We start from the raw sequence: 24617 nt of genomic DNA, 5'->3' as shown, positions 1-24617 counted from the left end.
GCTGCTCATCCGATCTAGAAAACCAAGGATGTTACCCTGAAGGATGCTTTAATGAACAAGACGTCTGTAGTAGATAATGTTATTGCCTGTGCGGCCAGTAATGAAAACGATGATTTGGTGAGTGTGTTTTTCTATCCAAGAGACGGAGCGTCTAACATTAGGTATTATGAAACCGAAGATCTTAATGTCTCCAAGAATGATTACAATCAATATTATCGTTTAGATATTGCGTCTTTTGATGTTTTTAATGGATATCTAAGGAAATTTGAAGTAGCAGTTTCCAAAGAAAAATGGGTCATTGTTAGTTTTGAAGAAGCAGGAAAAACACATCTATCAAACCCAATTAGGTTGAAACATATTACCAAACCTACGGAGTATGCCCCAGAGAATGTTAAGGTTGATTCACTGCAAACCGGTATGCCATTGTTCTCTTGGGAGGATGGAGAATATACAGATACTAAAATCTATTTTCAAGTGGTATCTGATGCTGCAGATAACCTGATTTCTGGAACGTATACCTACGAGAATAGTTTCCAATATTACGACCTTAAAAACGTGGTCCTGAATATTACAAAAGGGAACCCTCTTGCATTAAAAATAGAAGAAAAGCATAATTTCACTTTAATGGGGGTTAGTGAAGATAACTGGGTGAATCTTTTTTCTGAAATAGAATTTTAATGAGTATACATTATATCTACAGTTCCTTAGCTTAAAGTATGATTGGAAGAATACTTCTGTTTATTATAATATTAAATGGGGTGTTCTTGCAGGCGCAAAAAGGGACGGTGCTAAATGTAGAAATTCAGGGAGCTAAACGTACAAAGACTTCCTTCCTAAAAAAACTAGTCACCTTAGAACCATAGGTATGTTGCTAGATTCCGTTCTTTTGGAACAGGATATTGCCCGTTTACAAAGGCTTCCGTCAGTATCACATGCCTATTATCAGGTTTTTTCGTCAGATACTAATGAGCATAGCGTATTCTATAACGTAGAGGAGAACTTCACTTTAATTCCTTTTGCCAATCTTTTTTCATCTTCAAACGATGCTTTTGCTTTTAGGGTAGGCTTACAAGAGTTCAATTTTTTGGGTAGGGATATAAATATTGGAGGTTTCTATCAATATGATGTCTTCAATTCGTTCGGGGTAGCGGTGAGAGCCCCTCATCTGTTCAGTAGAACTACGGGCTTATCTTTTAGCTATAACGATTTTACGACCCAAGAACCTGTTTTTTTTGATGGTACTACAGCAGATTATAGATATAACAATCATGGTTTTGAGGTTATGGGTTTACATGAATTCAACTTCAAAAACCGAATAGAATTTGGAGGCAGTCTTTTTACAGAAGATTACAGATACTTATCCGGTGCTACAAATGACAATGTGCCAAGGGCTTTAAAAGTGGACAAGCATCTCATCAAATTAATTTATAATTATGAAAATATCAAGTACTATTTCTATTTTCTGGATGGCTTCAGAAGCACTCTGAATTTTCAATATGTGGGTAGTACTAATGAGAATTTGCCGGAATTTTTAATTGGCTTTAATGACTTTGTTTACTTTAAACGCGTTGGGGATAAGGGCAATTGGACAAACAGGCTTCGGGTGGGGTTGGCAAGTAATGTAAATACTCCTTTTGCCCCTTTTACTGTTGATAATAATTTAAACATACGAGGCGTAGGGAATACTATTGATAGAGGTACGGGGGCTATTGTTTTTAATACGGAATACCGTCATACCCTTATTGAGAAAAACTGGTTTGTGTTACAGAGTAATGTCTTTATTGACGGTGGTTCTTGGCGTAATCCAGGAGGCAGTTTTAGTGATTTTTCGGATAAACAGAACATTCGTATTTACCCTGGAGTGGGGTTGAGATTTATGCACAAACGTATCTTTAATGCTATTTTTAGAATAGACTATGGGTACGGTATCACCAAAGATGCCTCTAGAGGACTAGTTTTTGGTATTGGTCAATATTTTTAATCAAACGTTCCAGTAGGTGTCATACTCTTCTTGGAAGGTTAGGGTTTCCATATTTGGCATACGGTCAATTAACAAAATTCCGTTGAGGTGATCTAGTTCATGTTGGGCAACTATAGCCGAGAAATCATCAAGAACTCTTTCAAATCTTTCTCCTTTTATATCAAACCCGCTTAGTTTAATCTTTTTGTAGCGTTTCAGCCTACCTCGAATTCCGGGTATGGACAGGCATCCTTCCCATCCTTCAACTTTTTCGGATCCTAAGGGTTCTATTTCTGGGTTTATGACCGTTGTGAGCGCAAAAGAACCTTTATCCGGATAGCGGTCGTTCTGTTTCATTTCCATGGTAAATACCCTTTTGAGCACGCCTACTTGAATGGCAGCGATGCCTGCACCACTTTCTTCTCGCATGGTTTCAATCAGGTCGGCTACAAATTGTTGAAAATCGGCTGATAGTATTTCGTCCGGTGTAACCGCATCGGATACCTTTCTTAATAAAGGATTACCCATTTTTATAACTTCAAGGACAGCCATAATTTCTGTTTTATTTAGCCAAATTTACAACGTTCTCTGTTTCTATTCTAGAAAGCTCTTCCAGTTTTCCTTTTTCTAATAAAGAAGGTAGGTCTGTTAGCGTTGTACCAATAGGTGCTTTGTAGTTAATGTAATCTTGAAATATAATGCCATCTACGGTCCTACGATTATAGGAACTCCTTAAGCGTACGCCACCATCATTTGTTTCGTATTTGTAAGCTAAATAATCTATGGTTTTAGATTTTGTGTTGATCCAATACATAAACACATCATCATGATCGGTGCCTCCACCTTTTTGGTCAAAAGTCACCTCTATGGCTTTGTAATCTTCGCCTTTGATCGTAGTGTGCTCGATATAGGTTTTGTTTACCGCCTTATCATTTAATTTATGCGGTAAAGTGGCAAAATAAATAACAGAGTTTAAGGCTTCGGTATACTTGGCGTTATCCTTTGGAGACAGGGAGACAGGTTTGCCGTTTACTTTACGTAATAATTTACCATTGTCAAGTAGGTCAATGACTTGATTACCTTTTTCCTTCATTGATGCGGTGTAGATATATTTATTACCATCATTTTGAAAGGTATAATCTTTGTCGCGAAAGGTAAAACCGTAATGGGCCTTGTTATAACGATCTCCACCATGTGCGGTAATTGCCTGCTGAACTAAAGTTTCTGCTTCGTCCGGTTCTTCTCTTTGCGTAGTCTTATCAATAGACTGTGTTATTTTAAGAATAGGTTTTTCTACTATTTTCTCCTTTTCTTTTGACTTGCAAGAAGATAATCCTAGGAGTACTAATAGGGTGATAAGATAATAGCTGATTTTCATAAGTGTTTAAATTTCTACAACCCCTTTTGGGCTTTGTATAATAGCCTTTAGACTAATTTTTTCGTTAGGTTCTATTCTTAGCTGCACGCCCAATTTGTTGAACGTGTTATAAACTATGTCGGGATTCGGGTGTGTGCCATACAGCTCAATCAATTTGCAATCCATATTAGGTAAAGCATCATGTGGGTGCGTTTCTGTCTGGCTCCAGTCTACCATAAAAGGAACAAGCTCTGTTTCTGGTGTGGGCAAGGGTAATATAAGTTCCCATTTTAATAGTGCTCCATTTGCCGTATTGCGACTTCCGCCTGTAATACTCCCCATTTCTGGGAGGTATTGTTTTACTATAATGGCATCTTTTGTAAGCTCGTTAGATTTTAATGCCCAACGTGTTATTTGGTCATGGGTAAGTATATCTACACCCATCCATCTTGGGGGTGCTATATTTTTATTGGCCTCATCGGCTGCCAAAAGTTCAAGATAGGTACCGTTGTCTAAGTTTATTAAGGCATTTTTGGTGCCTTGTGTAGGATGGTATCCTCCAAAAATAGCCTTAACACCTAATTTCTTCTCCAGAGCAATAACTGCAGAGTCTAAATCACTAACGGTATAAACAATATGGTCTAATAATCTCTTATGTGGATTTCCTGAATTCATTAGGTTAAAGATATTTGAAAAGTAAACAGTTGCATCATATGTTTCCGAAAATTGCCATGGATTCTCTCTATTGTCCCGTTCTGGACCATAGAACCAAAATACCTTTGTTCCAACAAAACTCTAAAAAATATAATACAATGAAAAGAGCATTGATAATAGGTGGCAGTAGTGGGATTGGAAAAGCAACGGCTCAGAACCTTTTGAATGAAGGCGTAGAAGTTCATGTTGTTGGTACAAACCAAGATAAACTTGGAGTTTTTGAAAAAGAAACAACGGGTAACTTAGTAACTCATAAAGTAGATATTACAAGCGCGAAGCAATTAAAGGAGTTGAATAATAAAATTGATAGTTGGGATAATCTGGACTATTTGGTAAATGCTTCGGGAATTTTTGGTCCAAAACCTTTTTTAGACCATAGTGAGGCAGATTATGATTCATATATGGATTTAAACAGAGGGTTCTTCTTTATAACTCAAACTGTAGCTAAAAAGATGGCGGCTACAGGTGGCGGTTCAATTGTTAATGTTGGTTCTATGTGGGCCAAACAAGCAGTAAAAGTTACGCCATCTTCTGCATATTCTATGCAAAAGGCAGGGTTACATTCATTAACGCAACATTTGGCCATGGAGTTGGCGGATTCAAACATTAGGGTTAATGCCGTGTCTCCTGCAGTGGTTGAAACTCCTGTTTATGATGGTGTTTTTGGAGGAAAGGAAGAGGCGCATAAGGCTTTACAAGGTTTGCATAGTTTTCATCCTATTGGGCGATACGGAAAACCGGAAGACGTAGCAAATACCATCTCTTTTTTACTATCCGATAAAGCTTCTTGGGTAACAGGTGCCATTTGGGATACGGATGGTGGTGTAATGTCAGGAAGAAATTAATAGCTTATACTTATTAAGTTTTAACGCAGTTCAAAATGCTTGCATTTCTGAATTGCGTTTTATTGCTTCAAATCATGTAATTTCATATTCTAATTATGACAGAAAAAATCTCAGAATATATCATTATAGGAGCCGGATTATCTGGGCTTACTTCCGCGTATTATTTAAACAAAAGTGGAATAACCGATTTTAAGATACTCGAATCCCGTGACCGAGTTGGTGGGCGTATTGTTACCCGAAACGGCATTGATTTTGGTGCTACTTGGTTTCAGAACCATCATGAAGAGATTATAGCACTTTTGGATGCACTTGGTGTTGAGAAATATCATCAATATAATGAAGGGAAGAGTGTTTTGGTCTATAGCACCATGGCTCCTGAGCATTATTTTGAGAACGATCCAGATACACCATCTGCCTATCGTATGAAGGGAAATTCTCAAGCTTTGATTCATGCTTTGGCCAAACCTTTATCCGAAAAAATAAAATTGAATACCAATGTTATCGGTATTCATGAGACTGAAAATGGAGTAAAGGTAGAGACCGATAAAGAAACGTTTTTTGCAAAAAAGGTTATTGTGACCATTCCACCTTTAATAGCTACGCGCATTTCTTTTTCTCCAGAATTGCCTCCCGAGGTAAATGAAACAATGAAAAAGACCCACACATGGATGAGCAATGCCATTAAAGTGGGCTTGACGTTCAAGACCCCTTTTTGGAGGGCTAAGAATTTTTCGGGTATGCTCATTGGGCAAGTAGGTGCCTTAACGGAGTTGTACGATCATAATGATGCCGAAAACTCACATTTTGCACTTATGGGATTTGTAAATGAAGGGCTTAGGGACGTGTCTGAAGAAAATAGAAAACAACGTATTTTAGATTATTTATCTAAATATCTTGGAGCTGAGGTTTTAGATTATCTTACTTACGAAGAAAAAGATTGGTCTCAAGACAAGCATACTTCTTGCGAAACTATTAAGTCTATTTATATGAGTCCGTCTTATGGAAATCCGGTATTTGCCAAAAGTTTTATGAGCGGTAAGTTGCGGTTCTCAGGGGCAGAGACATCACCAATTCATGGCGGGTATATGGATGGCGCCATTTACAGCGGAATCAATACAGTCAAAAAATTTCTAGGTTGATGCGTTAGTGAGCTATTTTTTTTGCGACCAAGAGATTATAAAATAGTCCCAAGCTAAGCGAATGCAAAATTCGAAGACCAAAATTGAACAGTACCATTTGCATAAGGAGCATCCTAGAAAGCTTCAGTTTGAACTGTACGACCTAAATGCCTACAGAAAAAAAAGTGGGGATTTAGCTGCAGTGCCCCATTCCCATAGTTATTATCAAATTATATGGTTCTTTAATGAAGGCGGCACGCATGCCGTAGACTTTAAGAAGTACGATGTAAAGAAAAATACAGTCCTGTTTGTTACCAAGGACCAAGTGCACGCTTTTGATGAAAATGAAGAGGTTCAAGGTTGGCTTATTCATTTTAATGAAAGTTTTTTAAGCATACAGATATTGATATGTTTTTGAAATTCAACATATTTCATATGTTGGAAAAGCCTTGTTATACCATTGATGAAAATAGTGCAACCGTGGCATCTACTTATATTTCTTTGATTCAAAATGAATTGCAACAACGTGATCGTTTTGGTTATGAAGATATCATACGGTTTTTGTTGAAAGCTTTTTTAATTCAATTGGAGCGCGTTCATCAAAGTGATGCTAGTAAGCCTATTCAACTCAATAGCCTTTATGAAAGGCAGTTTTTTGAATTCAAGGAGCTGGTAGAATTGCATTTTAAAGAAGGGCTTTCGGTTGGTGAGTATGCCAATTTTATGAACGTATCCCCCAAAACATTATCTACACTTACAAATGCAATCGTAGGGAAATCTCCATCTCAGATTATCGCCCAAAGGACCGTACTGGAGGCTAAGCGTCTGGTAAGGTTTACTACTTTGCAGATTAACGAAATCGCTTTTCGGTTGGGGTTCGAAGATGCTTCTTACTTTGTAAAATATTTCAAAAGACATATAGGGCAATCTCCCAAAAGCTATCGCCAAAGTCGGTTTACTTAAAAGTCGATAAAATATAGACTGTTGAAGAAATCGTTAACTAAATTATTCAAGGTCTCGTAGTTTTAATGTTTGGTTCTTTAATTTTGCATCGGATTCAAATAATTTTAGGCATTGTTTTTGATTTTCTGGAATTAGGCGGTTTACCGTAGGAGTAGATGTATGATGGTTTTTGATAAAGTTGATTAATGAATTATAGTTTTTCTTATCGTTTTAAGGTGCTAGGCCTTTTAGTTTTTTTTATGGGTTTCACTGTATTGTCCTTTTCGCAGGATACGATAAAGACTGTTGTTGCCCAAAAAGGTGATGGTATACTTTCTTTATTGAGAAAACAAGGTGTAAATCCTTATGATCATTATGATGATTTTATTTCATTGAATATTGAAAATCTACGAGATAGCATTCACCTGTATGCAGGTAGAACTTACCGCATTCCATCTGCAGACCTTGATACGGTAGCTATTGTGGACTCTATCCAAAGTAAAACCAAAGAAATTAAAAAAATAGAAGGGAAGGTCTATCCTATTTTTGGTAAAGATTATGAAACAGTCCTTCCAAAGAGTAAATTATTGAAAGGAGCGGTCTATTATTTGGTTTCCGGACATGGTGGTCCAGATCCTGGTGCCATGGCTACATATGGAGGTAAATCTATTGCGGAAGACGAGTATGCTTATGATATTACATTACGTCTGGCCAGAGAGCTATTAGCTCATGGAGCAGAAGTGTACATTATAATTAGAGATGAGAATGACGGAATTAGGGATGAGCGTATCTTGGAGATTGATCATGACGAGGTTGCCTATCCTAATAAAACCATTCCTTTAAATCAGGTAGCACGTTTAAGGCAACGTGTAGATATTGTAAATAGTTTATACAAGAAAAATAGAGGTAAGTTCCAACGCCTAATTGTTACTCATATAGACAGCCGTAGTGTGGGGCAGAATATAGATGTGTTTTTCTATCATCATGAGAAGAGTAGAAACGGTAAGAAACTGGCCGAAAGCATACATAAAACCTTCCAAAAGAAATACAAAAAGTACCAACCTAACCGGACATATTCAGGAACTTTTGAAGATAGGACTTCTTTGTATCTTGTAAAAAAGACACACCCAGCAATGACTTTTATTGAAGTGGGGAATATTAAAAATAAGAAAGATCAAAGGCGTATTCTTGAGCCAGAAAACCGACAAGCTTTAGCAAAATGGATTAGCGAAGGGGTACTGCTGGACCATAAATTAGGAGAAATAGGGCCTATTCGTTAAACTGAAATCTTCCGCTTGTAATAATCGTACAGTTGGTCTGGACCAGCACCTAAGTAATTTTTTAAATGCATTATTCCAAAGTGATATTGCAGTTTTACCATACCTCTTTCTTGATACCTTCTTGCTGATGTCTTTACGTGGCGCGGTAAGATTTTAAAGAACGTACTTTTATATAATCTACCAATAAATTCATTGTCTTCATAGACCACATAAGCTTCATTAAAACCACCTGAGCTATTAAAGAGTTCTTTTGTAATGAACAAAGATTGATCGCCTCCTCTACATATTTGATGATTTACCCGCGTAAACCAAGCAAAAAAGCTTAGGAAGATACTGTTACTGTCAAATTTCATTTGAAAACAACCAGTTTCAAAACCGTCTTCTATAGCGTCTATCACAGATTGGTCAAAATTATGAGGAGGCAAGGTATCTGCATGTAAAAAATAAAGAATAGCTCCCTTCGCATTTTTGGCTCCATAATTCAGTTGTTTTGCCCTGCCTTTTGCAGAATGTATAACTCTTGCGCCATGATGTTCTGCTATAGCCGCAGTGTTATCTGCACTTCCACCGTCTACAATCAATATTTCTTTGATGTTTTCTGGGGAGCTGTTCGCGGTTAGATAATTGATTGTTTGGGCAATACCTTTCGCCTCATTCAATACCGGAATAACAATACTTATTTGGAGTCTATTTTTTTTCATTCAAACTCCAGTCGTATGTAACATATTTAATGTCGGCCTTCGGGTCTATGTCCTTTTGGCTGTAGGTTTTGATATAGTCTATAAGGCTGCCGTTTTCCGTGAAATCTTTCTTATACCATTTAAAAATGTTGGAAAGCTGTAATTTTTCTTTGGAAATAATATTTCGGGTAGGGTCGTTTACAAAGTCTTCCGAGGCTTGTTGCAATTGGTCTTCAATTTTTTCGGAAGTATAGGCTTCGTTCAATAGCTTCGGACAGGAGAAAGATGCGCAGTTTATGGCAAAATGAATGCGAGGCTCATTCATTTTACGAAGAATTTTGTGCTCTATATCTCCTAAAGAAAATGTTTCGCTACCAATTCTCACCCATTCTTTGCCCCAGGGGTCTTTAATGTCTTTAATGCTTTTAGTAGGGTAGTTGTTTAAAATTAACTGTACCGTTGCAGCATTGTAAAGATTAATATAATAGGCTAGAGCTTCTTCTTTAGACCATATATCTGACGGACTTGTGTTTCCCAAATACTCTAAATATGAGGTAAGTGCTGCTTATGGTCATTATTGAAACCTTTATAATCTACATTACCCGTATTGTCTACGTATTTTTTTAAAAGGGAGTTGAGCAGTGTGGTCTAAAACCTCGCTTTGGGAAGTGCCTGAGAATTCATGTTGCGGCATTTCTTTTCCTCCAAAAAAAGAAAAAAGGCCAGCTAAAGAAAAAATAGATAGAACTGTCATTTGAGCCATTAGTTTAAATTGCATAGCGTGTAATTTCTAATGATAAGTAGTGCTTACCTGCAAAAACTTACATTGAAGGTTCTAGCAATTTTGCTTGAGACCTAAATTATTTGCCCTATAGCGTCTTTATTAATTCTCTAAATAGCTTTACCATTTTTGGTTCTGCTGCTTCTGCGGTTTTAAGAATTTGTTGTATGTCAGCTGGTTTTAAATTGTCTGGATTACATTCATCTGTAATAACCGAAACGGCTATAATTGGCAGATTCAGGTGGTTTGCTACAATAACTTCTGGCACTGTGCTCATTCCAACTGCATCTGCGCCAATTATTTTAAGCATGCGGTATTCTGCCTTAGTTTCTAGTTGCGGACCCACAACAGAGGCGTATACTCCTTTGTGTAAGGTTATATTTTCTTTTTCGGCAATGTTTGTCAAAGCTTTGCGCATGGGTACATCGTAGGGTTCTGACATATCCGTGAAACGTGAGCCAAATTGGCCAACACCTTTAAATGCTAACGGGGATCCGCCCTGAAGGTTAATGTGGTCTTCAATTAGCATTAAATCACTTTCCTTGTAATCTAAATTAATGGCGCCGGCAGCGTTCGAAATAAATAATTTTTTAATGCCTAATTCATGCATTACGCGAATAGGGTAGGTAATATCCATAAAGTCATAACCTTCATATAGATGAAAACGCCCTTGCATAACTACAGTCTTTTTGCCTTCTAAAGTCCCGTAAATAAGCATTCCGGAGTGAAATTCTACGGTTGCTAGCGGAAAGAACGGAATATGGTTGTAGTGTGCTTCAATAGCGTCTTCTATCTGATCGGCCAGTTTGCCTAGGCCAGTGCCAAGTACAATACCAATTTCAGGATTATCAAACCCTTTACTTTGCAAGTAGGCTACGGATTCGTTCAATTGTTTTCTTATCATGCTTTAATATGTTTTAAATAAGGCTCAAAAGCTTTAATGTCTTTAATATCTTCGTAGATATCCACATCGTTTCGTTCCTCTAAAATATGATGTTTTTCGTTTTTTAAATCTTCTAATGTGTTGGTTAGAACAGTGTCATTACCCCAATCTTTATTAGAAAAGAGTTCTGATTTAAAACTATTCATTCCTAAAAGGTAATAGCCCCCGTCTTCCGCGGGTCCTACAACAAAATTGTTTTTCTTTAATTCCGAAAAAGCGTTTTGTAGGTCATTTTGGTCTAGGTCGTACATATCACTACCTATCACAATAATTCGTTCAAATCCTGAAGCAAACCCGTCTTGAAAAGCTTTTGCCATGCGAACACCTAAATCCGGGCCATGCTGAAGTCTCTTGTCAAATATGCTTGAACTCCAAATGTCATCTTTCCAAATCTCCTCTGAATACCAAACTTGTTTAGCGGCATTTAGATTTTCTGTGATGTTTACAGTATGGTCAAGTAAAAATTTATAGATATCCAAAGCTACTTCGTTACCAACGGTAGCTGCTAACCTAGTTTTACATTTACCTAATTGCGGATTTCGTGTAAAGATGAGCAGTAGGTTCTTAGATGCCACATTAGTATAGTTTACCGTAGCGGCATCTTTCTGTTTTTCTTGCGGAGATATGATACTCAAATGATAGTGATTTTATTGATTTATGATTTATTGAAAAGGAAATTCTGTAAAAAGTATTAGACGTTTTATTTGTCGTAAACTTTCTCTCCGCTAGTAAGTAGTTTTCCCCAATGTTTATTAAAGGCGTGTACCTTTTCGGTCGTGTTTCCTATAGAATCATATACCGGAAGCCCTTCGTTCTTCCATTCAAAAATACCTCCATATAGATTTTTGACATTGGTATAGCCAGCCTCTTCTAATTCTTCTCCAATATTTTCAGAACGTACGCCTATAGAACAGTAAACGACTATTTCACTGTTTTTATTTTGAACTTTTTGTAGAACAGAATCCAATTGAAAGGTGTCATAGCCTACCCAAATAGCATTTTCTAAGTGGCTAACATCATATTCCTTTTTCTCACGGGCATCCAGCAAAATAGGGCTTTCGGTCTTTTCAAGTGTTTCAACGTGAATGTAATCAACTGACTCTTTGTTGAGTTTTCTTAGGGTCTTATCTATCTTGTTTTGAGAAAAAGAAGTAGAAGCTATCAAAAAAAATATAAGGGTGCTTAATATGGTTTTCATGAGAATTTAACTTGTAGTACAATAACAAATATACTATTAAAATGATCTGAGCTTTGTTAAGTAAAGGCTAAGGGAGTTCAAAGTCTATGTACTTTTTTTCAACTATTTCGCGCGCTAGTGCCTCAAGATCAATACCCATGTTTTCTTTGTTTACTTTCAAAGCTTGGGTGCGCAGTGCCAAGGGAAGATTGGAATAACCGTCTTTAGCGCCTAATATCATACCTGCTACCGCTGCAACTGTGTCATTGTCACGACCGTAGTTCACTATAAACTGCATGGTTTGTTCAAAATCGCCTTCGCCATACTGCAGTGCGGTAATCAGAATTTGCCAGATTTCCCCAGAGTGAAAGGGAATAGCTTTTTCATGCTCTTCTAAAAATTGATAAGCCATTTCTTGACGGGTCCAGTCTTTTTGTTTTCCTTGAAATTCTTTGGGAACTTCAAAAATAATGCTGTCTTGAGCCGTTAAGGTATCAGTTAAGGCGAGTTGCTTTAATGCGAGTATTTTTTTTACGGAAGCATCTGCCATGTCATATGAAATGCGGCCGACCAACCTGCTATCTTGATATCCCAGTGGGTCTACAAAAGTTGCAGTGTTAATAATAGAATCCATGTTTGTGGTGCGAAGCGCCATATGCGTCATAGCTGAAACCAAAGCCGAAATATCTTTAGCATATCCCAAGTCGAACAAAGTGTGCTCGTAAGCAAGTTTGTAGGCACTTTCAGGGGTATTGCTGACCAATCCTAGCATAGGCGTGTATAATTGCCCTGCACAGGACATTTCGCCGCCGTAAAAGCGATTCATGGCTTTTAGGTAAGTATCAGAATCTTTTTGATAGGCCATACTTACACGGGCCCATTCTTTGATCCAGTCTATTTTCTCAATTTGAGTGTCTAAGAAATCGGTGTCGGGCACGGAACCGTTATCACTTATAGTCTTTGTGAGCGACCCATAGTAATCGGTGATAAACTTGGCAAAGTTAGAGGCGTTGAGGTCTCCTTGTTTTGGGATAGGTACTTTACCATGGCAAATTTCCAGCGGGTATCATCAGTGGTAGCCCCAGCAATTAGGTTATGGTCCCAAGTGCCTTCAGGAGATTGTTGACGAACGGCAGGGGTCAATGTTGTAATATATCCGTATTTAAGTTGAATGTCCTTTCGGGACCACATTTCTGTAGAAGCGCCCATGGCATCGCCAATGGCAGAACCTACAAGTGCGCCCAGAACCTTGTTATAATAAACTTCTTCAGAAAGGCTTAAGGTGTCTGAGGTATATGTAGTTTTCTTTGGTGTGGGTATATTTATTGAGGGGGTATTCTCTTTGCAACCAATGGATAAGAGAATTAGAAAGAAGCCTATTAACCGTTTCATGAAGCCAAAATAAGTTTGCGCGCTTTTTTTAAAAGTTTGCTTTTTTCTTTCAAGGATTTTTCTAGAGGTAATTGCGCAAGCCCAATTAGTCGTCTCATAATCTCAATACCTGCCACTTGGGACATCAATTTTAAATCGGCATCACCTTGGTAAGCGGTATGAATACGTTTTAAATAGCCTTTCTTCCCTGTGGCAATAATTATGTGCGCAGCCATAACTCCCAAGTCAAATTCAGGAAAGCCTACAAAACCAAATTCAGGGTCTATGATGTAAAGATTATCAGCTTCCGTCATCCAGCTGCCTGGGTAATAATCGCCATGTAGCAAAGTGTTTCCGGGTGACAAGTATTTTTTTCCAACCTTCTTTATTACTTTTTTTATCTTCTTATCCTTTTTAAATTGAAGTGAAAGTTCTTGAAGGCCATATTGTATGTCGTCTAGTTGAAAACCGTTGTCTTCTAAAAAAGGAAGTTCAAAAACGTGTTGGTGGTTAAGTTGGCGCATTTCCATGTTCTCGGGAAAGCTGCTAGGAGCTTCTTTTCGATGAATAAGGCCAAGAATAAAAATAAGTCGGTCTAACTGCCTATTTGATATACACTGTTTTTTATAGATGTAGGTCATGTCTTCACAATGTCCCAAATCTTCTAGCAACAATAGATTTTCGGCAGCATCAAATCCTATGATTTTTGGAACATGCGCATGAACGGCATTGTCCCTAACCGCTTGGTAGAATTTTTTTTCTACTGCAATCCGGTCCAATGGGGCTTTGATCTGCTGATACTTCTGAACATAGGGACGCGATTGTTTTAAGATAAAAGTCCGTTGGTCCGTAATAACGCGGAGTACCACGTTCATGTTTCCGTCACCCGGTTTTTCTACAGCAGTTATTTTTTCTGACGTATTTAGCCATTCTTTAGATTGTAGATAATTCTGAAGTTCTTCTAGAGGGGTGTTGGTGTCTATTGCGGTCAAAACAGTTGTTTTATGCAATATAAGTCCAAAAACAAAAAAATCCTTACGTGAGTAAGGATTTTTTGTGGTGCCTCCATAATCGAACCAGGACACATGGATTTTCAGTCCATTGCTCTACCAACTGAGCTAAGGCACCATGCCCGTTTGCGGGGTGCAAATATAATTTCAAATTTATGATATGCAAACAAAAATCGAAAAAAAGATGTTTTTTAAGTAACATTTTTTGATCTTTGTATCTATGAACTTAGTAATTGATGCTGGTAATACTTGTGTGAAACTAGCGGTGTTTGAGGGAGATACCCTCATATTCCGGCAGAATTCAGACGTGCAAAACGTAGCTCGAGAAATAAAAGAAATTTGTGACCATTATCCCAAAATAAAACGCGGAATCATAGCTTCGGTTGGAAATTTGGACCGAAAAGTGATGTCAGTGTTGACTGTTTTCTGCGAAGTTCACGAATTAACACCCTCAAGCAAAACTCCTTTTAAGAACTCATATGCAACTCCACAATCTTTGGGAGTTGATAGGATTGCTTTGGCAACAGCTGCATTTTATCATAATCCTAAAGGCAATAGTTTGGTGATTGATGCGGGTACTTGCGTTACTTATGATGTAGTAAACGATTATGGAGAGTATTTGGGTGGAGCTATTTCACCCGGTTTGCATATGCGTTATAAGGCTTTGCACGAACAAACTTCAAAATTACCATTACTAAAGCCAAAAGAATTAATAGATTATATAGGAAACTCTACCGAAACCAGTATTCATAGTGGCGTAGTTAACGGCATATGTCAAGAAATAGATGGTGTAATAGACCAATACAAATCTCGTTTTGCAGATTTAACAGTTATTTTAACAGGTGGTGACATGCTATTTTTGTCTAAACGGTTAAAAAATACCATATTTGCGGACTCCAAATTTCTCCTAGTAGGATTAAATTATCTGTTGGAATACAACAAACGCTAATGATCAGAAAAATAGTTTTTGCCATAATTTGCCTTTTTGCAACGGGTATGTACGCTCAAGATGGTTCAGTTTCCCCATATTCATATTTTGGTTTAGGAGAGTTAAGAAGCGGTTCTACTGCGGAAAACCAAATGATGGGTGGGATAGGAATGTATGCCGATAGTATTCATGTCAACCTAAAAAATCCAGCTGCTTACGGTGGATTGGGAATTCAAGGTCGTGATGATTTTGGTATAACCACGTATACTGCTGGTCTGTCTTATAAACAAACTAGTTTAAAAAGTTATACAGAGAGTCAAACTACTGCGGTTACCAACTTAGATTATCTTTCTATAGGTTTAAGCATCAAAAAAGGTCTAGGGATAGGTTTTGGTATTCTGCCATATTCTTCTGTAGGATATAATTTTGAAAGTTTAGTAGGAACCGAAGGTTCTAGAGAAATAAACCAATACTCTGGAGACGGTGGTGTAAACAAGGTTTACATGTCCGTTGGATATGAGTTTGCCAAAGATTTTAGCTTTGGTGTTACGGCAAATTATAATTTTGGAAGAATTGAAACGCTTAAAGTGCAAAGTAACGAAGGTGTGTTGTTGGGTTCTAAAGATGAGAGAGTCTCTAGAATAAACGGTGTAGATTTTAATTATGCACTTAGTTATTCTCCTGCAATTGATGAGAGTCACACTTTATTTACATCTGTACGGGTAAATACTCAAGCCAATCTTACGGCAAGAAATACACAGCGTATTGGTTCTTTTATTGGAACTCCTACTCAAGAACGTTTTGTAGACGAAGTAAATTTAGCGGCACAAGGCAAAGAAGATACGGGAATAACTATACCTACAACGACTACGTTGGGTGTAGGTTATGGTAAAAATATGCAGTGGTTCGTGGGGGTAGAGTATAGTTTCCAAAAGCTTACGGATTTCTCGAACGACTTTTTAGAAATAGATAATTTGGTTTATAAAGACGCTAGTACATTGGCGTTAGGTGGTTTTTATACTCCTGAGAGAAATTCTTTTGGAAGTTACTTTAAGAGAGTGACGTACAGGGCTGGGGTGCGATTGGAGAAGACCGGAATGTATGTTAATGAGAAAGACATAAACAATTTTGGCATAACTTTTGGATTGGGTCTACCGTTGGGTAACAATCTCTCAAATCTTAACTTAGGTTTTGAAGTTGGAAAAAAAGGGACTACCGCCGCAGATTTAATAGAGGAGAGTTACTTTAAAGTTAACCTAGGATTGTCATTAAGTGATCAATGGTTTAGAAAAAGAAAGATAAACTAAGATTGTAAAAATACCTGAGGTTTTATTAGGGTTTAAGCGATAAATTAAAGGATTATTGAATAAATTCGCAAAAAAAATCTCGAAAAGGCATTTTCTATATTTCTCTTAGAGCTCTTGATAAAAAATTAGTACATTACCCAACCAAAAATTAGAACATAATAACGAGCCATATTGACTCTGGACACTAACCACGATTTTGATTGGCAATTTGTAATTTGAAAAACAAGTAAAAATTAAGAAATGAAAACAAAACTTTACTTCACGGCGATTATGCTTTTAGGGTTTATGGGAGTAAGTCATGCCCAAGCTCAAAATCAAGAATGTATGACCAACTTATCTATATATGTTGAGCATGCAAAAGTTAAAAATTATGAGGCCGCATATACGCCTTGGAAAATGGTCTATGATAACTGTCCAGATATTAACCGGGCGAATTTTATCTATGGAGAAAAAATATTAGAAGACAAAATTGAAAAGTCTTCTGGTGCTGATAAAGATGGCTACATAAAAGATATGTTGGCTTTGTATGATAACAGCGCAAAATATTTTCCAAAAAAATACTCTCCTGCTGTAGTTGGTATTGACAAAGCTTTGTTTTTGTATGATAACAAAATGGCTTCTGATAGTGAGTTGTATGATATGTTAGGTTCTGCTTTTGAGAAAGATCCTAAAAACTTTAAGAATCCAAAAGCATTATACTTGTACTTCTCAAGTTTAGTAGACTTGCATAAAGGAGGTAAGAAAGACTTACAAGAGGTTTTTGATGTTTATGATAACGTAAATGATAAAATAGAGGAAGAGAATAAAAAACTTACAGGAGTAATTACACAATTACTTCCTAAAGATTCTACAGGTACAATCACTTCTAAAGAAAAAAGAAGTTTAAAAATCGCAACTACAAACTCTGAATCTTACGGTAAGATTGCAGGTAGTGTAGATTCTAAGCTTGGTGCTTTAGCAGATTGTAGCAACCTTATTCCTTTGTACGAGAAGAGTTATGAAGAGAAAAAAGGAGATGTTACTTGGGTAAAAAGAGCGGTAGGAAGAATGTTCAACAAAGAATGTACTGATGATCCTTTGTTCCAGAAGTTGTTTGAAGCTCAGTTGGCTTTGGATCCTTCGGCAAGTGCTTACGTTTATGGTGGTACTTTAAAAATGAAAAACGGAGATACTAAAGGAGCTCTTGCAGATTTTGACAAGGCAATGAGTTTAGAAACCGATTCATATAAAAAATCTGATATTGCTTACAAAGTAGCAGTTATCAATAAAAGAAAAGGTAGTAAGTCTACAGCTAGAAAGTATGCTCAAATGGCCATTAGCGCTAACAAAGCAAACGGTAAAGCTTATTTATTAATAGCAAACCTTTACGCTACAAGTGCTAACGATTGTGGTAGTACTCCTTTTGAAAAGAGAGCTATCTATTGGAAAGCTGCAGATATGGCTCGTCAGGCTGGCCGTGTAGATCCTGCTGTTAAGGGAGCTGCTAATCAATCTGCTGCTAGTTACGCTGCAAAAGCACCGTCTAAAACAGATATTTTCAACTCAGGTATGGCTGGTAAGACAGTAACTTTTAGTTGTTGGGTTGGTGGTAGCATAAAAGTACCGAACTTATAGAAAGATGATTTCATCTTACGGATATAGTCTTAAAAGTATTGCCATGGTTTTCACCATGGCAATACTTTTTTTTTCGTGTCAAGATAACTATAAAAGGTCTGGGCAAGAAAAAGCACCTTTAGTATACCCTATGGGGATTGCTGAAAATTTCACGGCAACATATACTGAGGCCAGGAGATGTTAGAGAGTGAAGACTCTACTTCTACAAGGGTAATAGCGGTGTTGACAAGTCCTCTAAATGAAGATTATAATAATTTAGAGTTTCCCTACCGTACCTTTCCAGATGGGCTATTGGTCCATTATTTTAACGAAACAGGAGAGAAGAGTATCATTAAGGCAGATTATGGAATTATTTATTCTGCTACAAATGTGATAGATTTACAAGGGAATGTCGTTATTGAAAGCCACGACGGAAAGAAACTAGAGACCCCGCAATTATTTTGGGATCAAGATGATAACTGGATTTTTACTCAAGAGAAGTTTAAATTTACAAACCCTGAAGATGGAACTATTATGGATGGTGAAGGAATGGATTTCAATAGAGATTTAAGTTTCTTCAATGCCCATAAAACGTATGGTCTAATGACTATTAAAGAAGAATCGAATGACTAGAATTTTAAAATATACCGAATACTTATACGTGGCTGTTGCCTTTTTTTCGTTGTATAGAATTTTTACTGATTGGAATACGGATAGACAATCTGCCTATCTATTTATTTTCTTCGCGGCAGTTTCAATAGGAATGTTCTTTTTTAGAAGAAACTATAGGAAGAAGTTTGAACAGCGTAAACAAGATAATCAACAGTAATTGTGGAAACGCCCATTTTAATTATTGTTTTATCCCTGCTGTTTTCAGCTTTTTTTTCAGGGATGGAGATTGCATTTATCTCCGCCAATAAAATACATATAGAAATAGAGAAGAAACAAGAAGGTCTTTTGGCCAAGGTGTTAACGCGTCTAACCAAAAAACCCTCTAAGTTCATTGCTACAATGCTTATTGGGAATAATATTGCCTTGGTAATATATGGACTTTTTATGGGTGATCTTCTCATGGAATGGTTCCAGAGCATGGTGCCTACCAATAGCGAGTTTCTAAATCTAGTCTTGGGAGATTTCAGTTTGGTGACGCAAACTGTTATATCTACGCTTATTATACTTTTTACAGCAGAATTTCTTCCTAAAGTGCTTTTTCAGATATACTCTAACGTTTTGCTTAAGTTTTTAGCGGTACCGGCATATCTTTTCTATCTTCTTTTCTCGGTAATTTCGGACTTTGTTATTTGGGTGTCGGATGCAATTTTAAAAGCTTTTTTTAAGACCGAAGGAGACGAAGTACAACTTGCGTTTAGTAAAATAGAATTAGGAGATTACATTACGGAACAAATGGAAGCCGTAGAAGAAGAGGATGATGTTGATTCTGAAATTCAAATTTTTCAAAACGCATTAGAGTTTGCTGCAGTAAAGGCCCGTGAGGTTATGGTTCCAAGAACAGAAATCATGGCAGTAGAGCTTGACGAGAGCCCTAAAAATTTAGCTAAATTATTTACGGAAACAGGATATTCAAAAATCCTAGTTTATAAAGACACGATAGATAATATTATAGGCTATGTACATTCTTATGAGCTTTTTAAAAAGCCCAAAACCATAAAGAGTATTCTTTTACCTGTAGAGTTTGTACCTGAAACAATGTTGATTCAGGATATCCTGAACGTTTTGACCAAAAAGAGAAAGAGTATTTCTGTGGTTTTAGACGAGTATGGTGGTACGTCTGGTATCATGACAGTAGAGGATATTGTAGAAGAACTTTTTGGTGAGATAGAAGATGAGCATGATACTACAGATTTAATAGAAGAACAGTTAGAGGATAATACATACAAATTTTCTGCGCGTTTAGAAGTCGATTATTTAAATGAGGCGTACAAGTTGGAACTTCCTAAAAGTGAAGAGTATGAGACACTTGGCGGAATGATTGTGAATGGAACAGGTGAAATTCCTGAGCAAGATTCAGAAATACAAGTAGAAAATTTCCTGTTTAAAATAATTGAAGTCTCAAATACTAAAATCGATTTAGTGTCAATGCAAATCATTGATAAAGAATAGTTTTTCAATCCTTTTATAAATTGAAGGAAAAATGGTAATTTCGCACACTGATTAAACAAAAACCTAATTAATGGCAATTTTAGAAAATATACGAAAACGGACCACCGTTCTAATACTTATCATAGGCTTGGCCCTTTTCGCATTTGTTATTTCCGGCGTATTTACCAATGGAGATGTTAACGGTAAAGTAGGCTCTAGTATAGCCGAAATTAATGGTGAAGAGATTTCAATAGATGCGTTTCGCCAAAAGGTGGACGTAGCTTCAAGAAGATCGGCTAATGCATCTACGATGCAAACAGTAAATCAGGTATACGACCAAGAAGTTCGTAATGCGGTTTTAGGACAGCAGTTTGCAGATTTAGGTGTTGATATAGAGCAAGATCAAATTTTGAATTATATAAGTACCATACCATCTTATTCTCAGAGCCCACAATTTCAGAATGAAAGTGGTGTTTTTGATCAAAACAAGTTTAGAAACTTTGTGGCTGAACTTAAGATGAACAATCCTGAGCAGTACAACCTTTGGTTGCAAGATGAGCAAGCAATTATTCAGAGCGCTAAACAGCAAACATATTTCAACTTAATAAAAGCTGGTGTTGGAGCAACTTTAAAAGAAGGTGAGTTAGACTATAAGTTGGCAAATGATAAAATCGACATTAAATATGTTCGTATTCCGTTTACTTCTATAGCAGATAGTACTATTGCAGTTTCTAAAAGTGAAATCCAAACATACATCAATAATCATAAAGAAGATTTCAAGCAAGAGCCTGCTAGAGATATTCAATTTGTTTATTTCCAAGAGAAAGCTTCAGCTGCAGATGAGTCTGCAGTAAAAGAGGCTATCACTAAATTGATGGACAATACAGTAGAGTACAATGCTCAAACTGATAAGAACGATACTATTGCTGGTTTTAAAACTGCCACCAACATGATGGCATTTTTGGATCGTAATTCTGATATTAAGTTTGATACTATCTACAAGTCTAAAAAACAATTGCCTGCTAAGTTTGCAGATACGTTAATGACGTTGCAAGTTGGTGAAATTTTCGGTCCATACAGGGATGGAGATTTCTTCAAGGTTTCTAAGATGATGGATAGAAAACCTAACGGTTCTGTAAAAGCTAGCCACATTCTTATTGCTTACACTGGAGCGCAACGTGCAAATCCGGATGTAACAAGAACTAAAGAAGAAGCTGAAGCTGAAGCTAAGCGTTTGCTCAAAGAGGCTAAAAAGAAAGATGCCAAGTTTGTTGAATTGGCCCGTGATAATTCAGATGGTCCTTCTGCACCAAATGGAGGTGATTTAGGTTATTTCCAAGAAGGTAGAATGGTACCTGCTTTTAATGACTTTGCTTTTGCTAATAAAGTTGGAACAGTTGGTATGGTTGAAACCGATTTTGGTTTTCACATCATAAAAATAGACGATAAAGAAGATGTGGTTCAAATAGCTACTTTGGCTCGTGAGATTGAGCCGTCTGAAGAAACAACGAACAAGTTGTTTACAGATGCTACTAAGTTTGAAATGGAGTCTATTGAATCTAGTAAGGCATTTTCAGATTTAGCAAAAGAAAATGAATATTTGGTTCGCCCTGTGAACAAAATAAAAGCAACCGATGAAAACCTACTAAGGTCTTTCTGCACAAAGAAATATTGTCCAGTGGGCTTTTCAAGAAGATGTTAAGGTTGGTGATATCAAACGTTTTGACTTAACAGGTGGTTACGCTGTAGCTCAGTTAACAAAAACGTATCAAAAAGGTCTTATGTCTGTTGAAGATGCTTCTGCACTTGTTCTTCCTAAGCTTAGAAAAGAACGTAAGGCAGCACAGATCATCGCTGCTAATAAAGGAAAGTCTATTGAAGATCTTGCAAAAGATAACAATGTAAGTGCGTCTACGGCATCTGCTTTAACCGTTAAGTCTCCAACTATTCCAGGAGCTGGTTCTGAGCCTGCTATTGTAGGTACTGCCTTTGCAATGAAAGAAGGGGCTACTTCTGACCTTATTGAAGGTAATACAGGAGTTTATAAGTTAACGGTTACCAAGAAGACGGAAGCTCCAAAGTTGGATAACTATAGCATGTATGCTACCTCTGTAAAAAGCTCACGTGAGTCAAGAGTTAATACTGCAGTTTACGATGCATTAAAAGAAGCTTCTGTAATTGAAGATAAAAGAGGTTCTTTCTACTAAGAAATAACTTTGCAGGATATATAAAAAAAGAGCCTTTCATATGAAAGGCTCTTTTTTATAGTACCATTTCTAGATAAGGTATGATCGTATTGTAGCCTTTTTTTGCAAAGTAGTCTGGTGTATGTTTATTTCCTGTAGCTAGAACAAAATCTCCTCCCCAAGCACCTAAACTCTTTATTATTCCGGGGTAGTCAGGAAAAAGCTGTTGTTTAATGGTCTTGGTTTGTAGTATTTGGGCTAAAAGTATTTCGTGGCGATCCATTAAAGTTTCAAAAGTGGCTAAGTCTTCGCTTTTTGATATCTCTAATGTTAGTCTTGTAATACTTTCCGTGAGTCTGTGAACATCAAAATCCATTTTCCGGTATTGGGCAATACCTTCTCGGCTATTTTGTTTTTTATCAAGGTGAATAAAGAAAAGAGATTCCTTGTATTTAGGGTTAAAGGTTATTGGAGTCACCGTTGGAATTTTATCTTTTAATTGATAAAGAATGGAACTATCGTTTTGAGCGCATGCAATGTCATAACCACTTCCCGAAAAAGCATTCCATAAAAGTTGGAAAGCATCTACTTCCGCCCATTGGGCAATGTTGTTTATGAATGTTGATGAAGAGCCCAGTCCCCAATCTCGAGGAAAATCTAGTTGGGTCTCAACTTTATAACCTTCTGTGCCAGATAAAAATTTAGGATTAAGTTTTTTTGCTTCCCTTAGGACGTTGCAAAGCACACCATTTACAGATTCTTCTGAGGTTTCTTTTTGTGCTTCTAGTATATTGTTGATGTCTAGAGTGGTCTTAAACCAAGTTGTTCCTTCGTTATCCAGACTTTTCCAATCCAATTTTCCGGTTTGGTTAGTTGTTATTTTAAGCGATTGACCATATTTTGTGGGTACGGCAAGACCTGTAGCGCCGTCTAGTATTGCATATTCGCCAGTTAGAAGTAGTTTTCCGTTGCTGTAGAATTCTTTTGTCATTTGTTGTTCCTGAGCTTTTCAAAAGCTTCTACAACCGCATTGTGGGTGGCAGGATGCTTTTTAAAATGATGTGTCAAGATTTTCTTTTCTTCGTCCGTAGCTCCCAATTGGTTTAAAATGTTCAAAAGGTGCATTTTCATATGCCCTTCTTGAATACCTGTGGTGACCAAGGAACGAACAGCAGCAAAGTTTTGTGCCAATCCGGCAACGGCAACAATCTGCATTAACTCTTTTGCTGATGGTTTTCCTAATAATTCCATTGCCAGTTTTACAAGAGGATGGAGACTTGTGAGTCCGCCTATGGTACCAAGTGCCATGGGAAGCTCAATCCAAAATCTGAAAATACCGTTTTCTATAGAAGCGTGCGTTAAGCTGGTGTATTGCCCGTCTTTGGCTGCATACGCATGTATTCCAGCTTCTACGGCTCTAAAATCGTTCCCTGTGGCCAATACAACGGCATCTATGCCGTTCATGATACCTTTGTTATGAGTAACGGCTCTATGTGGTTCAACCTGGGCTATATTCACTGCTTGCACCATTTTTTCGGCAAACTGTTGTGATGTTTCTGTGTTTCCGTTTTTCAATTCTGCTACGGGGCAGCTTACTTCGGCGCGAACTAGACAGTTGGGAACATAATTAGATAGAATGCTCATCACAATTTCAATAGCCTTTTCGTCTTCTGTAAAAAGAGAAAATAACTGTGCCTCGGATTTTAAAGTCTTGGCAAACTGTTCCAGACATGAGTTTATAAAGTTGGCACCCATGGCATCAAGTGTTTCAAAGGTGCAATGTAATTGGTAATAATTGTCGAGGGCATCAGTTTTGTCGCGAAGTTCTATGTTGTTGACTCCGCCACCTCGTTTCTCCATGTTTTTGGTAATGGAAGAGGCATCAGAAAGAAGTTTGGAGCGTACTTGTTCAAAGAATGAGGTAAGGTGCTCCTTATTGCCATTGTACATAAAATGTACTTGTCCTATTTTTTCCGTACCCAGAACCTCGGTCTTAAATCCTCCTTTGTCTAACCAAAATTTAGCGGCTTTACTTGCGGCAGCAACTACAGAACTTTCTTCTATGGCCATGGGTATGGCATAAAGCTTATCGTTTATTAGGAAGTTGGGGGCTATACCAAGAGGTAGATAGTAATTGGTTATGGTGTTTTCTATAAACTCATCGTGCAATTGCTGCACATCATCGTCCACGTTCCAGTACCTTTTTAATAGTATTTTTGCTGCTTCTGGATTGGCTGTGTAGTGAGTTGTTAGCCAATCTATTTTTTGATTTTTGGTCAGTTTTGAAAATCCCTCTATGGGCTTGGTCATAGCATTTGGTTTCAG

At 37.2% G+C, this 24617-nt stretch carries 29 protein-coding genes; 15 read left to right on the top strand and 14 right to left on the bottom strand.

Annotated features, from left to right (window positions below; all coding sequences use genetic code 11):
* The first annotated feature begins 51 nt into the window (after positions 1-51).
* Together Q5W13_RS05950 and Q5W13_RS05945 are read left to right on the top strand one after the other, a co-directional pair.
* A complete protein-coding gene (locus tag Q5W13_RS05950; protein WP_304445691.1) occupies positions 52-678 on the top strand; it encodes a hypothetical protein in 627 nt (208 codons plus the stop codon).
* A gap of 187 nt (positions 679-865) precedes the next feature.
* Positions 866-1981: a BamA/TamA family outer membrane protein gene (locus tag Q5W13_RS05945; RefSeq protein ID WP_368662445.1), complete on the top strand. Its 1116-nt coding sequence runs from the start codon at positions 866-868 to the stop codon at positions 1979-1981.
* Here Q5W13_RS05945 and def read toward each other — a convergent pair whose 3' ends face one another.
* From def to Q5W13_RS05930, 3 genes are read right to left on the bottom strand one after another with little or no spacing between them, the layout of a single operon-like run.
* Positions 1982-2512 carry a peptide deformylase gene (gene def, locus Q5W13_RS05940; protein WP_304445690.1) on the bottom strand — a complete coding sequence of 177 codons (531 nt, stop codon included), beginning with the start codon at positions 2510-2512 and terminating at the stop codon, positions 1982-1984. It abuts the gene before it with no gap.
* 10 nt (positions 2513-2522) lie between these two features.
* Positions 2523-3338, bottom strand: coding sequence for a DUF6503 family protein (locus Q5W13_RS05935; RefSeq protein WP_304445689.1), 816 nt, complete (start codon positions 3336-3338; stop codon positions 2523-2525).
* Between the two features lie 6 nt (positions 3339-3344).
* Positions 3345-3992, bottom strand: coding sequence for a VOC family protein (locus Q5W13_RS05930; RefSeq protein ID WP_304445688.1), 648 nt, complete (start codon positions 3990-3992; stop codon positions 3345-3347).
* Positions 3993-4129: 137 nt separating this feature from the next.
* Here Q5W13_RS05930 and Q5W13_RS05925 point away from each other — a divergent pair, with 137 nt between their 5' ends.
* The 5 genes from Q5W13_RS05925 to Q5W13_RS05905 all read left to right on the top strand — a co-directional run bounded on the left by Q5W13_RS05925 (position 4130) and on the right by Q5W13_RS05905 (position 8216).
* Complete coding sequence (locus Q5W13_RS05925) at positions 4130-4876, top strand: SDR family NAD(P)-dependent oxidoreductase (protein ID WP_304445687.1); 747 nt, start codon at positions 4130-4132, stop codon at positions 4874-4876.
* A 95-nt stretch (positions 4877-4971) separates the two neighbouring features.
* Complete coding sequence (locus tag Q5W13_RS05920) at positions 4972-6015, top strand: flavin monoamine oxidase family protein (protein ID WP_304445686.1); 1044 nt, start codon at positions 4972-4974, stop codon at positions 6013-6015.
* Positions 6016-6076: 61 nt separating this feature from the next.
* On the top strand, positions 6077-6412 hold the full coding sequence (locus Q5W13_RS05915) for a cupin domain-containing protein (RefSeq protein ID WP_304445685.1): 336 nt from the start codon (positions 6077-6079) through the stop codon (positions 6410-6412).
* 17 nt (positions 6413-6429) lie between these two features.
* A complete protein-coding gene (locus tag Q5W13_RS05910) occupies positions 6430-6957 on the top strand; it encodes a helix-turn-helix domain-containing protein (RefSeq protein WP_304445684.1) in 528 nt (175 codons plus the stop codon).
* Between the two features lie 185 nt (positions 6958-7142).
* The gene (locus tag Q5W13_RS05905) at positions 7143-8216 is read left to right on the top strand and encodes an N-acetylmuramoyl-L-alanine amidase family protein (protein ID WP_304445683.1); all 1074 of its coding nucleotides are present in this window, start codon (positions 7143-7145) and stop codon (positions 8214-8216) included.
* On the opposite strand, the gene Q5W13_RS05900 is transcribed toward Q5W13_RS05905, so the two are convergent.
* From Q5W13_RS05900 to Q5W13_RS05860, 9 genes are all read right to left on the bottom strand, one after another.
* Positions 8213-8917 (bottom strand): TIGR04283 family arsenosugar biosynthesis glycosyltransferase, encoded by a 705-nt coding sequence (locus tag Q5W13_RS05900; protein ID WP_304445682.1) that lies wholly within the window; start codon positions 8915-8917, stop codon positions 8213-8215. The genes Q5W13_RS05905 and Q5W13_RS05900 overlap by 4 nt on opposite strands.
* Positions 8904-9434 (bottom strand): DUF547 domain-containing protein, encoded by a 531-nt coding sequence (locus Q5W13_RS05895; RefSeq protein WP_304445681.1) that lies wholly within the window; start codon positions 9432-9434, stop codon positions 8904-8906. The genes Q5W13_RS05900 and Q5W13_RS05895 overlap by 14 nt, the downstream gene beginning before the upstream one ends.
* 60 nt (positions 9435-9494) lie before the next feature.
* On the bottom strand, positions 9495-9674 hold the full coding sequence (locus tag Q5W13_RS05890; RefSeq protein WP_304445680.1) for a hypothetical protein: 180 nt from the start codon (positions 9672-9674) through the stop codon (positions 9495-9497).
* Between the two features lie 91 nt (positions 9675-9765).
* Complete coding sequence (locus tag Q5W13_RS05885) at positions 9766-10581, bottom strand: purine-nucleoside phosphorylase (protein ID WP_304445679.1); 816 nt, start codon at positions 10579-10581, stop codon at positions 9766-9768.
* On the bottom strand, positions 10578-11255 hold the full coding sequence (locus Q5W13_RS05880) for a TIGR04282 family arsenosugar biosynthesis glycosyltransferase (RefSeq protein ID WP_368662444.1): 678 nt from the start codon (positions 11253-11255) through the stop codon (positions 10578-10580). The genes Q5W13_RS05885 and Q5W13_RS05880 overlap by 4 nt, the downstream gene beginning before the upstream one ends.
* Before the next feature lie 65 nt (positions 11256-11320).
* Complete coding sequence (locus Q5W13_RS05875; RefSeq protein ID WP_304445678.1) at positions 11321-11818, bottom strand: rhodanese-like domain-containing protein; 498 nt, start codon at positions 11816-11818, stop codon at positions 11321-11323.
* A 67-nt stretch (positions 11819-11885) separates the two neighbouring features.
* Positions 11886-12734, bottom strand: a complete 849-nt coding sequence (locus Q5W13_RS05870; RefSeq protein WP_304445677.1) for an ADP-ribosylglycohydrolase family protein — start codon at positions 12732-12734, stop codon at positions 11886-11888.
* Positions 12735-12748: 14 nt separating this feature from the next.
* Entirely contained in the window at positions 12749-13189 is a 441-nt protein-coding gene (locus tag Q5W13_RS05865) for an ADP-ribosylglycohydrolase family protein (protein WP_304445676.1), read from the bottom strand.
* On the bottom strand, positions 13186-14160 hold the full coding sequence (locus Q5W13_RS05860; RefSeq protein WP_304445675.1) for a phosphotransferase: 975 nt from the start codon (positions 14158-14160) through the stop codon (positions 13186-13188). The genes Q5W13_RS05865 and Q5W13_RS05860 overlap by 4 nt, the downstream gene beginning before the upstream one ends.
* 238 nt (positions 14161-14398) lie before the next feature.
* Here Q5W13_RS05860 and Q5W13_RS05855 point away from each other — a divergent pair, with 238 nt between their 5' ends.
* From Q5W13_RS05855 to Q5W13_RS24665, 8 genes are all read left to right on the top strand, one after another.
* Positions 14399-15127, top strand: coding sequence for a type III pantothenate kinase (locus tag Q5W13_RS05855; RefSeq protein ID WP_155598067.1), 729 nt, complete (start codon positions 14399-14401; stop codon positions 15125-15127).
* The gene (gene bamG / locus Q5W13_RS05850) at positions 15127-16413 is read left to right on the top strand and encodes a BamG family beta-barrel-assembly machinery protein (RefSeq protein ID WP_155598068.1); all 1287 of its coding nucleotides are present in this window, start codon (positions 15127-15129) and stop codon (positions 16411-16413) included. The genes Q5W13_RS05855 and bamG overlap by 1 nt, the downstream gene beginning before the upstream one ends.
* A 240-nt stretch (positions 16414-16653) precedes the next feature.
* On the top strand, positions 16654-18027 hold the full coding sequence (locus tag Q5W13_RS05845) for a tetratricopeptide repeat protein (RefSeq protein WP_162857288.1): 1374 nt from the start codon (positions 16654-16656) through the stop codon (positions 18025-18027).
* A gap of 177 nt (positions 18028-18204) precedes the next feature.
* Positions 18205-18639: an LPS export ABC transporter periplasmic protein LptC gene (gene lptC, locus Q5W13_RS05840; RefSeq protein ID WP_368662443.1), complete on the top strand. Its 435-nt coding sequence runs from the start codon at positions 18205-18207 to the stop codon at positions 18637-18639.
* A complete protein-coding gene (locus tag Q5W13_RS05835; protein WP_155598069.1) occupies positions 18632-18835 on the top strand; it encodes a hypothetical protein in 204 nt (67 codons plus the stop codon). Before lptC ends, Q5W13_RS05835 begins: the two co-directional genes overlap by 8 nt.
* A gap of 2 nt (positions 18836-18837) precedes the next feature.
* Positions 18838-20127, top strand: coding sequence for a hemolysin family protein (locus Q5W13_RS05830; protein WP_162524580.1), 1290 nt, complete (start codon positions 18838-18840; stop codon positions 20125-20127).
* Positions 20128-20197: 70 nt separating this feature from the next.
* Positions 20198-21808 carry a peptidylprolyl isomerase gene (locus Q5W13_RS05825; RefSeq protein ID WP_368662442.1) on the top strand — a complete coding sequence of 537 codons (1611 nt, stop codon included), beginning with the start codon at positions 20198-20200 and terminating at the stop codon, positions 21806-21808.
* Between the two features lie 79 nt (positions 21809-21887).
* Complete coding sequence (locus tag Q5W13_RS24665) at positions 21888-22313, top strand: peptidyl-prolyl cis-trans isomerase (protein ID WP_368662441.1); 426 nt, start codon at positions 21888-21890, stop codon at positions 22311-22313.
* A gap of 55 nt (positions 22314-22368) precedes the next feature.
* Here the strand turns inward: Q5W13_RS24665 and Q5W13_RS05820 are convergent, their stop codons facing one another.
* Positions 22369-23283, bottom strand: coding sequence for a GYDIA family GHMP kinase (locus tag Q5W13_RS05820; protein WP_304445674.1), 915 nt, complete (start codon positions 23281-23283; stop codon positions 22369-22371).
* Positions 23280-24602 (bottom strand): hydroxymethylglutaryl-CoA reductase, degradative, encoded by a 1323-nt coding sequence (locus Q5W13_RS05815; protein ID WP_304445673.1) that lies wholly within the window; start codon positions 24600-24602, stop codon positions 23280-23282. The genes Q5W13_RS05820 and Q5W13_RS05815 overlap by 4 nt, the downstream gene beginning before the upstream one ends.
* Positions 24603-24617: the final 15 nt, after the last annotated feature.

Source organism: Zobellia laminariae (assembly GCF_030553095.1).
GTDB lineage: Bacteria > Bacteroidota > Bacteroidia > Flavobacteriales > Flavobacteriaceae > Zobellia > Zobellia laminariae.
This window is presented reverse-complemented; position numbering and strand designations above follow the sequence as displayed.